At 45.0% G+C, this 13,335-nt stretch carries 10 protein-coding genes; 8 read left to right on the top strand and 2 right to left on the bottom strand.

The features are described from left to right. Nucleotides 1-148 precede the first annotated feature (148 nt). A complete protein-coding gene (locus DX073_RS03240; protein WP_115005514.1) occupies nucleotides 149-820 on the top strand; it encodes a phosphoadenosine phosphosulfate reductase domain-containing protein in 672 nt (223 codons plus the stop codon). A 104-nt stretch (nucleotides 821-924) separates the two neighbouring features. Beyond that, a complete protein-coding gene (cysG, locus tag DX073_RS03235) occupies nucleotides 925-2,298 on the top strand; it encodes a siroheme synthase CysG (protein WP_115005466.1) in 1,374 nt (457 codons plus the stop codon). A 32-nt stretch (nucleotides 2,299-2,330) separates the two neighbouring features. On the opposite strand, the gene DX073_RS03230 is transcribed toward cysG, so the two are convergent. Further along, nucleotides 2,331-3,031 (bottom strand): IS1 family transposase gene (locus DX073_RS03230; RefSeq protein ID WP_404932911.1). Its coding sequence is split into 2 segments (ribosomal slippage): nucleotides 2,331-2,686 and nucleotides 2,686-3,031, totalling 702 coding nucleotides; the frame shifts between segments, so codons are not numbered across the junction. 158 nt (nucleotides 3,032-3,189) lie between these two features. Beyond that, nucleotides 3,190-4,221, bottom strand: coding sequence for an ATP-grasp domain-containing protein (locus tag DX073_RS03225; RefSeq protein WP_115006363.1), 1,032 nt, complete (start codon nucleotides 4,219-4,221; stop codon nucleotides 3,190-3,192). 175 nt (nucleotides 4,222-4,396) lie between these two features. Between DX073_RS03225 and DX073_RS03220 the strand changes: the two genes are divergently transcribed. The 6 genes from DX073_RS03220 (at nucleotide 4,397) to DX073_RS03195 (ending at nucleotide 13,182) form a co-directional block, all read left to right on the top strand. After that, a complete protein-coding gene (locus tag DX073_RS03220) occupies nucleotides 4,397-5,299 on the top strand; it encodes an IS982 family transposase (protein WP_115005464.1) in 903 nt (300 codons plus the stop codon). Nucleotides 5,300-5,351: 52 nt separating this feature from the next. Further along, complete coding sequence (locus DX073_RS03215) at nucleotides 5,352-6,833, top strand: SWIM zinc finger family protein (RefSeq protein ID WP_115005461.1); 1,482 nt, start codon at nucleotides 5,352-5,354, stop codon at nucleotides 6,831-6,833. 133 nt (nucleotides 6,834-6,966) lie between these two features. Further along, entirely contained in the window at nucleotides 6,967-8,400 is a 1,434-nt protein-coding gene (locus DX073_RS03210; protein ID WP_147279674.1) for a DUF5691 domain-containing protein, read from the top strand. A gap of 71 nt (nucleotides 8,401-8,471) precedes the next feature. After that, nucleotides 8,472-9,551 carry an ATP-binding protein gene (locus tag DX073_RS03205; RefSeq protein WP_115005458.1) on the top strand — a complete coding sequence of 360 codons (1,080 nt, stop codon included), beginning with the start codon at nucleotides 8,472-8,474 and terminating at the stop codon, nucleotides 9,549-9,551. Nucleotides 9,552-9,575: 24 nt separating this feature from the next. After that, nucleotides 9,576-10,709: a hypothetical protein gene (locus tag DX073_RS03200; protein ID WP_115005456.1), complete on the top strand. Its 1,134-nt coding sequence runs from the start codon at nucleotides 9,576-9,578 to the stop codon at nucleotides 10,707-10,709. A 40-nt stretch (nucleotides 10,710-10,749) separates the two neighbouring features. Then, nucleotides 10,750-13,182, top strand: a complete 2,433-nt coding sequence (locus tag DX073_RS03195; RefSeq protein WP_115005454.1) for a DUF5682 family protein — start codon at nucleotides 10,750-10,752, stop codon at nucleotides 13,180-13,182. The last annotated feature ends 153 nt before the right edge of the window (nucleotides 13,183-13,335 follow it).

Genomic DNA, 13,335 nt, shown 5'->3' with positions numbered 1-13,335 from the left:
CGCACCCTACTTTTATAATTAAAATTATTTTTTAAAATAAATACAAAATTTAATATGCCAAAACCGATTAACGATAGTAATTTTTATAAGATTACAAATAAAAAATTTAGTTTTATGATATACCTGTTTCAATTAATCGGAGTCTATCATGTCAAAAACCCTTGTGAATGAACAAAACCTTGATGAATATAATTCATCACTCACTGGCAAAACACCCCAAGAGATTGTTAAATGGGCGTTATCCATTGCCAAAAATCCCATTATTACCACCAATTTTCGCCCTTATGAAGCGTCTATTTTGCATTTGGTGTCAAGCATTCGCCCTGATATTACCGTGCTATTTGTGGATGGTGGATATAATACCGTGCAAACTTATAAACACGCCCAAAAACTTATTAAAGAATTAAATCTAAATGTGGTTACTTATATCCCTGCCCAAACTCGTGCCTTTCGTGATGTGGCATTGGCGGACGTTACCATAAACGGTATTCCTGATGTGGATAGCGACTATCATGCCGAATTTACCGAACAGGTCAAATTAGAACCGTTTCGCCGTGCATTGGCGGAGTTAAATCCTGATGTATGGTTTAATGCCATTCGTAAAGACCAAACCGAATTTCGTACAGCATTGGACGTATTAAGCCTATCCAAAGACGGTGTATTAAAAGTTGCTCCACTATTTTATAAATCAGCTGATGAATTAAATCAATATCAAGCAGATAATGGACTACCGACCATTGATGAATATGGTGAAGATGATTATTTTGACCCAACAAAAGCGTTGGCACACCGTGAATGCGGATTACATACGCAATTATAAAAAAATGTGGTATTGTTCAATAAAAATATATTTTAAAATTCGGGTGTGTAGGGGCGAATCACATTCGCCCTGTTAATTAAAGTCAAATCAGCCAAAAAGCCACTATGAATACCTTGCCTTTATTTTTTAATCTAAATCAAAAAACCGTACTCATCATTGGGGGCGGAGATGTCGCCCAAAGAAAAGCCATGTTATTAACCAATGCAGGGGCAAGATTGGTTGTGCTTGCCAAAAATTTTGATAAAGAGTTTAAAGAATTTTTGATTCATCATAATCATATCATCATTCAAAAATCCTATGAAAAACAGGATTTAACCGATATAAAAAATGAGCATGAGATTATATTGGTCATTTGTGCGACCGATGATAATGGCTTAAATAAAATCCTTCATCAAAATGCCAAAGAAATTGGGCTGTTTATCAATGTCGTGGATACGCCAGAGTTATGCGATTTTATCTTTCCTGCGATTGTGGATAGAGATCCGATTACCATTGGCATTTCATCAAATGGTAAAGCCCCTGTGCTAGCTCGCCTTATCCGTGCCAAAATAGAAAGCAGTTTGCCAAGTAATATCGGCGACATTGCCAAAAGAGCAGGCGAATTTAGAAATGCAGTAAAATCATCATTAGACACAATTAATCAAAGACGGCATTTTTGGGAAAAGATTTTTACCAATGCCTTAAATGATAAACCCATAAAAAATTTGTCTGATGAATTAAATGATTTTATCAAAAATGACAATAAAACCACAGGCGAAGTGTATATCGTGGGAGCAGGGGCAGGCGACCCTGATTTATTGACCTTTAAGGCGTTGCGACTTATGCAACAGGCGGACGTGGTGCTGTATGATGCCCTTGTTTCGCCTGCCATTGTGGAGTTGTGTCGGCGCGATAGTGACAAGATTTTTGTTGGCAAAAAACGCAGTCATCACACCAAAACCCAAGATGAGATTAACACCCTTATCGTGCAGTACGCCAAGCAGGGCAAGCGTGTGCTACGCCTAAAAGGGGGCGACCCGTTCGTGTTTGGGCGTGGGGGCGAGGAGATGTTGGCGTGCCGTACTGCCGGCGTGCCGTATCAGGTTGTGGCAGGGATTACGGCAAGCCTTGCAGGGGCGAGCGGTGCGGGCATACCGCTCACGCACAGGGGGCTTGCGACCAGCGTGCGGTTTTTGACGGCGTGCTATCAGGACAGCGAGTTTGATGGTCTAAAAAGTGTGTATCACAAGGACGAGACGCTTGTGTTTTATATGGGTTTGCATGCCCTTGACAAAGTCGTGGCGAACCTTGCCAAAAGCGGACTTAGCACGGATACGCCCATTGCGATCATCTCAAATGCCAGTTTGCCAAATCAAGCGGTATTAACAGGATTGCTTTCAAACATTGTGCAAAAACAAGCAGTTGCCAACCTACCTGCCCCTGCGATTATTGTGGTGGGGAATGTGGTGGGGGTGTGTGAGGGTGGGAGTGAATCGTAATTTGCTTTTTATCAAAATCTGGCATTGTTAAATCAAAATACACACCTCAAACTACCACTCCACTTAACAAACAGTAAGCTCAGTGTATTTTCTATCATCTTTTGGCATTTAGAATAGCATTTGGTTTTACGTTTAAACCTTGCGGTAAAATGCCTAATCAGACTGTTATAGCCCTCTATGGTAAACGCTTGAGCTTTACTGGTTAGGTGTTTGTGTATGGGTATGATTTCTTGATAAGACTTCCAGTAGTCAGAGCAAAACAGTTTTATGTTGTTTGGGTTTAGGTTGTTGTACAGTCTTTCAAAGGTTTTACTATCTCGCTTACCACACACAAAGCCTAAGACTTGTTTGGTGTTTCTGTCAATGACAATCCACGTCCAACAGTAGTTTTTTTAAACTTGGTGTAACTGTGAATCTCATCAAGTTCGACAGTGTCTATCACTTGATCGGCATCTGCCTTGATTTCATGTTGTTCACCTAATTGCTTAACCCATTGATAGACTGTACCATAACTAATACTTAGCACTCTACCAATGGAGCGAAAGCCTAAGCCTTCAAGATACATATCTATTGCCATTTTTTTAATGTCATCGCTCTTATGTGAGGCATGTTTGTGTACAGAGAAATAATAACAGCAGTCTTTGCACTTATAGCGTTGCTTACCATTATTAAAACCTGCTTTAACGAAAGAGGGTGATTGACACTTAGGGCAATGGGTGAATATTTGACTCATTGGGTGTTTGCTTTGCTTATGATAGACTATGTGGGTATTTTAGCTTATGTATTGCTGTTTAACAATACCCAAAATTTTAATTTAAATTGATAATTGGGCGAATGTAATTTATCCCTACGTTTATGTTGTAAAAACTATCTTAATTAAAAATCTTACAATCAATCAATCCTAACTGACGTCATGAGCGGTCTTACCTTACAAGGCGTGATTTGGCGGATACTGTCATCAAGGCTTGGGCGAGCGGTCAGCCCTGCAAAATACAGCATCGCAAGTACAGTCAAATCAAGCCCACCATGCACCGTATAGCCAATGCCCCCTGACGGACGGGGGTTAATCTCAAGGACTTTATGATTGCCATGTTCATCGGCACGGGTCTGCACGCTCACAATACCGTCCGCCCCAAACGATTGAATGAGCGGGACGACCACGTCCATGATAGACTGCTCATAACTGACATATTGCACCGAGCCGACCTTGAGGCGAGTTACCGCCCCTAGCACCTCGCCATGCTCACACACCACATCGATGGAATACTCCACCCCTGACAGATAAGGCATGAGGAGCATGGGCGTGCTTTGGGCGAGGGGGCTATTTGCATAGGCGTGCAAAAATTCGTCGGTGTGGATTTTTTTGTGTTCGGTGCGATACAGATGATAAAAGGGGTCGGTTTGACCATGATGATTATCCAAAATCCAAAACCCTTCGGCAAAAATCCCCTGCGCGGGCTTTATGCACAGTCTTTGGTTGCCATGTTTGGCAATGAGTGCGGTCAGCTCATCAAAGCTGTCAAACCGCCACGCTGTTGCCACAGGTATGTTGTGGGCATAGCAGTGCTGGGTGAAGGTAAATTTATCATCAATGGTGTGTAAGGTATCAACGCAAGTCGCCCCTGTCAAAAGACGCACGCCATGACGGGCAAGCTGTGAGCGATACGGTTCATAATCCACACCATTTCGTCCTATCAGTAGCACCGACACACCTTTATTTATGGCACTGTCCACCACAAATGGCACACGGCTTTCATCATTAGGTTCGGTAATGGTTTCATCGGCAAGCGATAGGATTTCAGGGCGGTCATGGCGGTGGCTTGCGATGATATGTAAATCGTGCGTTTGCTTAATGCGTTGTAGGGATATCAGCATATCACGCTGGCTGGATTGGGCTTCGGCAAGCCAAAGGGCAGTTGTCATGGCGTTTTTGGTAAAAATAAATAAGCTATTTTGGCATAAGACGATGAGTTTAGGTGTGAAAATTTGATGATAAAAGACCTGCATTGACAAATGATACCCCACTCTCAACTTTCCCTTGAAATAAAAAAAGACATAGCCCAATCCAAGTTTCACCACAAAACAAAGGGAGTAAGTTATGTCTTATGATGATTTTATCATTAGTGTCTATCTTATGGTAGATGCTTTTTATAAAAATATTGTAACTAAGCCTATCAGAACCAAAGGCTATCCTCCTGCCTTATCCGATGCCGAAGTCATCACTATGGAACTTGTTGGTGAGTGTTTGGGTTTTGATACAGACAAAGGTATTTGGGCTTATTTTACCAATCATTACACTCACTACTTTCCCAAATTAGGCTCATACCCTAATTTTGCCAAACATTGTGCCAATTTGCTTTGGGTAAAAGATAAGATGATGAATGCAATCAGCATACACAGCCAGAATGAATACAACCCTTATCTGATTGACAGTTTTCCCTTGCCTGTGTGTCGTTATGGTAGAGCAAGACGAAACAAAAGCTTTAAATCCGTGGCAAGTTTTGGGTTTTGTGCAAGTCAACATGAGCATTATTTTGGCTTTAAAGGTCATCTACTGACCAGTGTACAAGGTCAAGTGATTGGCTTTGGTTTAACACCTGCCAACATTGATGATAGACAAATGGTATTTGAACTAACAGACATCCTACAAAACCAATCAAAGCAACACATCTGTCAGTTATTTGGCGACAAAGGGTATTTATCCAAAGATCTGCAAAGCGAACTTGCCAAAGCTGACATTGACTTACAAACACCGCTTAGGGACAATATGACCGATGACAGGGATAAAGGGTTTTTAAGCCATCTTAAAAAAAGCAGAAAAACCATAGAGACCGTCATCTCGCAACTGTCACAAAGATTTAACATTCAACAAACAAAAGCAAGAGATTTATGGCATCTGTCTAACCGACTTACTAGAAAGCTACTTGCCCACAGTTTTTGCATAGAGATTAACAAACAACTTGGCAACCCACCGCTTAAGTTTGAGATGATTTTTAGTTGAGAGTGGGGTAAATGATAATTGTGCTATAATACCCAAAAAAGGACATTTTCCCATGACTTTAACCTTACAAAAAATAGAAAACATCGCCCCCGACCAAGCCTCTCTCTCCTCCGCCAAAAAACTCCTCTCCCCAAGCAAATGGAGCGGACAAGGTTCTTGTGCGACCACGCACACCGTGTGGGGCGAGTGTCAAGGTTCAGGCTCAAAGCCCTATTATGTCGTGGTAGATGTGTCGGACATCGGCTACAAATGCACCTGCCCGTCTCGCAAATTCCCCTGCAAACACGCCCTAGCCCTGATGTGGCGATATGTGGACGACCCATCGCCCTTTGTCCCAAGCCCCACGCCCGACTGGGTGTCGGACTGGCTAGGCAGACGGCGTAAAACGACCAAAGCCGACACCGCAGACGACACAAAAAAAGACAGCACCTTTAAACCCAAAAAATCCATTGCCCTTGCCGACAACACGGACGAAGCCCCACCCATTGACCCCGAAAAGGCTCAAAAACAAGCCGAATCCGCCAAAAAACGAGCCGAAAAAGTCAAAGCCACCACTGATGCTCAAATTACAGCAGGGCTTAGTGAATTTGTCGGTTGGCTTGATGACCAAGTACGGCTTGGTATGGGGGCGTTTTTGGACAAGGCAAGCGAACGCAGTCGCCAAATTTCAGCCCGTCTTGTTGATGCCAAAGCAGGCGGGCTATCGTCTATGGTGGACGAATTGCCGTCTATACTGCACAATACCCCAAAGGCGGATAGGGTAAGCGTTGCCTTTGCCAATTTTGGGCGGTGGTATTTGTTGTGCCAAGCGTGGCAAAAAAATCCTGACGACCCCGATGTCCGCCGTATCATTACCAAAGCTGAGGACAAAGAAACCGTGCTTTTGGGCTTGCCCCTGTCAGTGATTGGGGCGTGGTTGGTGGTGGGCGAGAAGGTGGAGACACGCCGAGATGGGCTGATTAGCCATGCCACTTATTTGGTGCGACTTTCGGACGAAAATTTGGCGGACGAAAATAGCGACATTGCCACGCCAACCACTGCCGTGCTTTTAGATTTTCAGCACCCAAGCGGTGGGGTTAAACGCACCACAGGCAAGGTTGGCTCGGTGATGGCGGGACGGCTTGTTTATTATCCCAGTCGTGTGCCGTTTCGGGCGTTTTTTGAGACGGTGGAGACCAAATTTATCAACGCCAGCACTTCTTATTATGACCCTGCGGTCAAAGTGGCGGACAGCGATACGCCACCGCCCACCCCCATGCTTTGTTCACAAAAATTAGCCACCGCCTACGCCACCCAATTAACCCACCTTGCTTGGGTCAATGAGTTTTTGTATGCTGGGGGCAAGGGACGACTTGCCAAAGATGAGCGAGGGCGGTTTTGGTATATCAATGATGGCGAAACCATTTTGCTAAAAAACAATGAATTATCCGAGCTTGTGTTGTCATCAGACATTGAGTCTGCCTTTATTTTGTGGGACGGACGGGCAGGCGAGCTACTTAGTGTGCAGACAAAATGGGGGCTATTGGCGTGCTGAGTTTATGCCACCAATGACACCACAAAAGCCATTATAATTCAAAGCCAAAACGGTGCGTCATACGCACCTTACGCCCAATATTGGTTTTGTTGTATTTTTCATATTTTGGTGTTCAATAATGGATTATAATCCTATGATAAATAAAGAAAAAATAGACCAATTTTATGCCAAATTGATGATTGCCAATGACGGCATTAGCGAGCCTTTGCCCTTTGGGGATGAGTTGTCCACGCTTGGAAAAATCACGCTCATTAGCCAGTATGAGACGATGATGTACGACCACGCCCCAAGTGGCGAGCTGACGCGTGCCAAGCCTTTGCCAGAGCTTGATTTGCCTGTGTTGCCAAAACATCTTTGGCGACTTTTGGGGCAGGTGTTTGAACAATGTCGTGATAATTATCTTACGATGGTGCGACTTTTGATGTTTATTTACAAGCGAGGCTATGGCGTGCCACCGACCGTCTGGCTACCACCCAAACAGATGAAAACCAACTTTAACGACCCAGACGGTATGAATTTTGAGGGCGAATTACCAAGCCCTTATTTGGCGTGGCTGGCGTGGGTCAATGGCGAACAAACCACTACCCCTGATGAGTCATTGACGGCGGATAATTGGGACGAGTTTTATCCTGCTGAGCGTATTCAATTATTAAAAAACCTACGCCAAAGCGACCCCAAAACCGCCCTTGATTTGATTGCCAATTTTGCCCCAAGCGAAGTGGCAGAAAAACGACTGGATTTGGTGGAAGTATTGTCCATCAATTTATCGGACGATGACAAAGCATTTTTACAAAGTTTACATAAAGACCGCTCACAAAAAGTCAAAGAACTTGCCAAAACTTTATTGGCAAGATTGGGCGAATTTGATAATGAAGATAAACTTGCCGATGACTTATTTGATGAATTGGAAATGACGGGAGATGGCATTTCTTTTAAAGCCACCAAAAACAACAAAAAACGCCAAAATAATTTTGAAAATTTAAAAAAGGTCAATTTATTTGCCCTTGCCAAAAAATTTGAGTTGTCGTTTTTAGATTTTGTGCTGGCGTGGGATTTTAAACATGGCAACAATTACCATCATTATTATGATGTTAATGCTGTGCTGTTGGAGCGAGCCGTGCCATTATTGGGCGATGAGGAGGTGCAAAAAGTCGCCACCATGCTCATGCCTATCATGCTCAAAAACAGCTCTTTGTATTGGCAAAAGATGCGTGCCAGATTGCCTGTGTCATTTCGTCAAGAATTTGCCGACAAATTATTTACTAGGGGCGAGGGTTTTTTAGACTTATTGAGTGTGATGCCTAATCAATTACAAATTAGTGCCAAAGCATTGCAAATCAGTAGCAGTTATAAAAAAATGATTGCCAATATTCAAAAATGGCAAGAAAAAAATTCAGGCTATATTGATGATTATCATATTTGCCAAGAAGTCCGTGCCTTAGGATTACTTGTGGGTCAAGACACCGCCAAAGAATGCCTTGCTCATTTAGAAACATTAGGCATTATGAAAACCGACCCTGTTTTATCTGTATTGCATTTAAATGCGTTATTGGATAATAAAGATTAATGTTTGGTAGGGGCAAATTGCAATTTGCCCTTACAAAAAAATATCACTCATTTTATTTAAAGGAAATTCCTATGACTGAAATTTTAAGACAACCCGCCGAAGTCATTTACGCCCACGAACTCTCCGCCCTAAAAGCAGACGACACCAGTCCAAAGCCCACAGGTTGGGAACTCTCCCCCCAAGCCGTTGTCAAATATTTGATGGGTGGCACGACCTCAGATGGTACTGTCATTAGCGAAAAATATGTCGGCAACCGTAAGCTCATTGAGACGGCGGTGGCAACTTTGGCAACCGACCGAGCCTTACTTCTGCTTGGCGTTCCAGGGACGGCAAAATCATGGGTTTCTGAGCATTTGTCGGCAGGGATTTGTGGCGACAGTACAAGGGTTATCCAATGCACCGCAGGCACAGACGAAAACCAAGTCCGCTACGGCTGGAATTACGCCCAGCTCCTTGCCAAAGGTCCAAGCCGTGAGGCTCTTGTGCCAACGCCCCTATTTCGTGCGATGCAGGACGGCACGCTATGTCGTTTGGAGGAGCTGACCCGTATGGGTTCTGATGTGCAAGATACGCTCATTACCGTGCTTTCTGAAAAAATGATGCCAATCGCTGAACTAAACGATGCCGTCTATGCCAAACGAGGCTTTAATGTCATTGCCACCGCCAACAACCGAGATAAGGGCGTCAATGAGCTGTCCTCCGCCCTAAAACGCCGTTTTAATGTCGTGGTATTGCCCCTGCCTGATGATATGAATGAGGAGATTGCCATTGTTGCCAAGCGAGTGGCGGAAATGGGTCATAGCCTAGAATTGCCCGTCCCTGCCAACACCAGCGAGGAGATTGGCAAGGTCATCACGATGTTCCGTGAACTGCGTGGGGGCGAGACCTTAGATGGTAAAATCGCTCTAAAAACCCCCACAGGCAACCTCTCCACCGCCGAAGCCATTGCGGTGATGGTTAGCAGTCTGTCCCAGTCGCATTGGTTTGAAAATGGCAGATTGTCGCCCGAGATTGTCAGCCAAAATATGCTGGGGGCGATTATCAAAGACCCTGTGCAGGATAAGGCGGTTTTGGAGGAATATTTGGAGACCGTCCTTAAAAAACGCAAAGACTATGCTGAGCTTTATCATAGTATGAATGAACTGCTATAATCAAAACCCTTATGGGAAATTGTGATGGAAAAAGTTTCGCTCTTGTGGCTTTTGTGTACGCTTGTTACTTGTCCTGCTGACGATGTCAAAAAAGACAAGGGCAATGCGTCCGCTCCAAAGCCCACGCCCATACCCACTTTGCCTGTTCCGCCTTTGACATACACCCACCAAAAATGGGAGCAGGATAGGCAGTGGACTGGCGAGACAACTTTGTCTAAGGAAAAAGGGCAATCTTGGGCGAACTTGCCTTTTGACAAAAGCACGCTCCTTGAAGTGAGATTGGCAAAAGGCTTGCACAACCCTTGGGGTTATGGCAATCAAGGCGGACGCTTGCACGCTGTTTATACACACGACCACACCTTTCCTGTGGTATTGCCCCCACGCTACCTAGAAAACGGTTACGAATGGCGAGCCTATGAGTCATTTAATCTGGGTAGTAACTCGCTGTTTTGGGTGGGCGTGCCAAGCAACAAACACGCAGATTATGTTTATGAAGTGGCTGATGATGGCAAATATCACATCAAAATCAACATTTTTCCCAAATCTGACCCCCAACGCATGATGTATCAGCAAAGGCTGGTAATAGAGCCGATAAATACCAGTGCGGTAAGTGTCGCCCCAAACGACTATGGCGATGAATTAAATGGCGTTTTTGCCAATATGGCGGACGAAAAAGCGACCGAATGGGGCGGTGGCAGATACCATTTTAAATCGCCGTCATTATCAAGTTTGCACCCCCATATTCGCCCTGATGACTTGGTGCTGGGCGAGGGTTGTCAATGGCAAAAAACCGACAGACAAGACATTTACCAATGGGGTAAGGCTCGGATTAACTGGCAGGGGCGTGAACTCAAACACGCCAAAACCTTTTGTTCGGACAAACTCGTGGCGGTGGCGTATTTGTTGGAGCGAGATGAAGTTGGCAGTGATAAACAACTAAGAAGGGTCATTGATGAAAGATTGCTTGTCAATGTCTTTGACAAAGAAACGCTCACGCCCTTTGATGGTGGTTATCTTGAAACCTACATCGAGCATGACCTAAAAGATGGCTTGGTGGCAGGCACCATTGACATCAAAGAAATCAAAGTGGCAAAGAGTGATGATGAGTATCGGGTCATTGCCAAACTAAGTAACGGCAAAACGGTTCAATATCAATAAATAAGGATAATTTGGTTTCAACCAATAAAAAGAGACAACGATGAAAAACATTCATTATTTTGGCATTCGTCATCATGGGGTGGGTTCGGCAAAACGCCTATTGTCCGCCCTTGACCGCCTACAACCCAAAAAGGTCTTGATTGAGGGGGCGAGCGACTGCACCGACTTGCTCCCACTGCTCGCTCACGCTGACATGCGTCCGCCTGTGGCACTTCTTGCCTATGCTTCTGATATGCCCGAATGTCATTTTTATTATCCTTTTGCCAAGTTTTCGCCTGAGTACCAAGCGGTGCTATGGGCGGTCAAGCATGGGGCAGAGGTGGCGTTTATTGATTTGCCTGTGGCGGTCAATTTGGCAATTGAAATTGAAAAATTAGAACAATTAAAAGCACAAGCAAATGCTGATGAGTTGGCAGAGACCGATGATGGTGTGGTTGGCGATAAGGCGGACGAGCCAAACAAGCCAAGTGAAAAAAGCGATGAGCCAGATGATGAATTTCATAATCAGTCAAACAATGAAACAAGCGATGAGACATTGAGCCAATTACGCTTTGACCCTATTGGTGTGGTAGGCAGATTGGCAGGCTATCATGATGGCGAGAGTTTTTGGAATGATGTCATTGAGCAATCGGTTGATGACGATGTGGCGGTGTTTGGGGCGGTTCATCAGATGATGAGAGCCTTACGCCAAAAGGTGCTGGACGAAAAGGCATTGGACGAAAAGACAGGTGTGCCTAATGATGAACACGAAAACTGGCGTGAGGCGTTTATGCGTCAAGAAATCAGACGGCATAGCAAAGACTTGGGCGATGGCGACTGTGTGGCGGTAGTGTGTGGGGCGTGGCATGTGCCTGCACTTGATGATGAAGTTGGGCTTGTGGTGGACGGCAAAAAACAAGTTCACACCGCCAAATCCGACACCGCCCTTTTAAAAAATTTACCCAAAAAACTTGCCCCCTCAAAACTCAAAACCACTTGGATTCCCTACACCATGCCACGCCTTGCCAGTTTTGGTTATGGGGCAGGCGTAGATGCTCCGATGTGGTATCAGCATTTGTGGGAAAACAGTACAAATGTACACGAAAACTGGCTAACCCACATCGCCAATGCCCTGCGAGAGCGAGGGCAGGTCATCTCCACCGCCTCTGTGATAGAGGCGACACGGCTTGCGATGAGCCTTGCGGTGGTGCGTGGCAGGCGAGTGGTGGGTTTTGAGGAGCTGACCGAGTCGGTGGTGGCGTGTTTGTGCTTTGGCGAGCGACTGTTGTGGGAGCAGATTGCCAGCGAGGTACTGCTTGGCAAGGCGGTGGGGAGTGTGCCGAGTGAGTTGCCCTTAGCCCCACTTTTGGAGGACTTGGAGCGACTACAAAAACAAACCAAACTCAAACCTGAGGCAATCCCCAAAGAGATTGATGTGGATTTGCGAAGTGAGATTGGACTTAAAAAATCACACCTACTCCACCGCCTTGCCATTTTGGGCGTGAACTGGGGCGAGCAACGCCACACGGGGAGTAGTCGGGGAACTTTTCGGGAGCGGTGGGAGATTTGCTGGGAGCCTGAATTTGCGGTAACTTTGGTGGAAAATTTGGTCTATGGTAACACCATTTTTGAGGCAAGTGCCAACCGTTTGATGGAAAAAATCAGCCAAGCCACCGAATTGTCCGACTTGGTCAATCATATCCAAACCGCCCTAGAATCGGGACTTGATAAGTCGGCGATGACGGGCATTCAACACTTATCCGAGCAAGCAACCCATACCGACAATGTGCTAAGTTTGTTAAAAAGCCTGTCGCCACTTATCCACCTAGAACGCTACGGCACAGCCAGAAAAGTATCGCTGGATAAGGTGGGCGAGCTGGTTTATGAGCTGACGGTCAAGGCGAGTGTGGGTTTGCCCTATGCCATCAAAAACATCAACGATGACGAGGCGAGCGACTATCATCGCCATGTACTTGAAGTGCATACCGCCCTTAAACTGACCCAAAATGATGATTTGGGCGAGGTGTGGTGGCAATCGCTTGGCGAGGTGGTGTCAGGCATTCAAAATGGAAGCGTGGATAATGGACATTTTCAGGTGGTGGGGCTTGCCTGCCGTTTGCTTTATGAAAATGACGAATTGTCCGATGAAGTACTTGGGCTGATTTTACAAAAAACTTTGTCGCCTTCGCTGGGGGCAAACCAGTCCGCTCGTTTTTTTGAAGGGTTTTTTCTGGGGGCGACCGAGCAACTTTTGTACAACAAGCCTTTGCTAAATGCCCTAGAAAACTGGATTTTGTCCTTAGATGAGGAGGATTTTACTCAGTATTTGCCCCTGTTTCGCCGTGTGTTTAGTGGGCTTGACAGCACCGAGAAAAAACGCCTGCTTGATGTGATTTTTGGGGCAGGCGGGGCGGATGATGTCTTTGTTTATCACGATGAGATTGGTGGGCTTTGGGAGACGCAGTTGGCGAATTTGGTGGGGATTTTGGGGTGAATAAAAAATCTAAGTTTGTATAACTGGTGTATGGAAAGTTGTATTTGCTAATGATTAATACAATTCTATTTTATCTATCAAAAATTTAAAATATACTCCTTGTAAAGAAAAATATTTTGATATTTGATGGATTTGTTTTCTGCAATCTTTTAA

It is taken from the genome of Moraxella lacunata (assembly GCF_900453205.1).
Lineage (GTDB): Bacteria > Pseudomonadota > Gammaproteobacteria > Pseudomonadales > Moraxellaceae > Moraxella > Moraxella lacunata_B.
The sequence above is the reverse complement of the archived record's forward strand: the minus strand, read 5'-3'. Positions and strand labels throughout refer to the sequence as shown.

Coding starts and splice junctions, on each gene's coding strand:
- DX073_RS03240 (WP_115005514.1), top strand. CDS start 149: ATGTCAAAAACCCTTGTGAATGAACAAAACCTTGATGAATATAATTCA.
- cysG (WP_115005466.1), top strand. CDS start 925: ATGAATACCTTGCCTTTATTTTTTAATCTAAATCAAAAAACCGTACTC.
- DX073_RS03225 (WP_115006363.1), bottom strand. CDS start 4,221: ATGACAACTGCCCTTTGGCTTGCCGAAGCCCAATCCAGCCAGCGTGAT.
- DX073_RS03220 (WP_115005464.1), top strand. CDS start 4,397: ATGTCTTATGATGATTTTATCATTAGTGTCTATCTTATGGTAGATGCT.
- DX073_RS03215 (WP_115005461.1), top strand. CDS start 5,352: ATGACTTTAACCTTACAAAAAATAGAAAACATCGCCCCCGACCAAGCC.
- DX073_RS03210 (WP_147279674.1), top strand. CDS start 6,967: ATGATAAATAAAGAAAAAATAGACCAATTTTATGCCAAATTGATGATT.
- DX073_RS03205 (WP_115005458.1), top strand. CDS start 8,472: ATGACTGAAATTTTAAGACAACCCGCCGAAGTCATTTACGCCCACGAA.
- DX073_RS03200 (WP_115005456.1), top strand. CDS start 9,576: ATGGAAAAAGTTTCGCTCTTGTGGCTTTTGTGTACGCTTGTTACTTGT.
- DX073_RS03195 (WP_115005454.1), top strand. CDS start 10,750: ATGAAAAACATTCATTATTTTGGCATTCGTCATCATGGGGTGGGTTCG.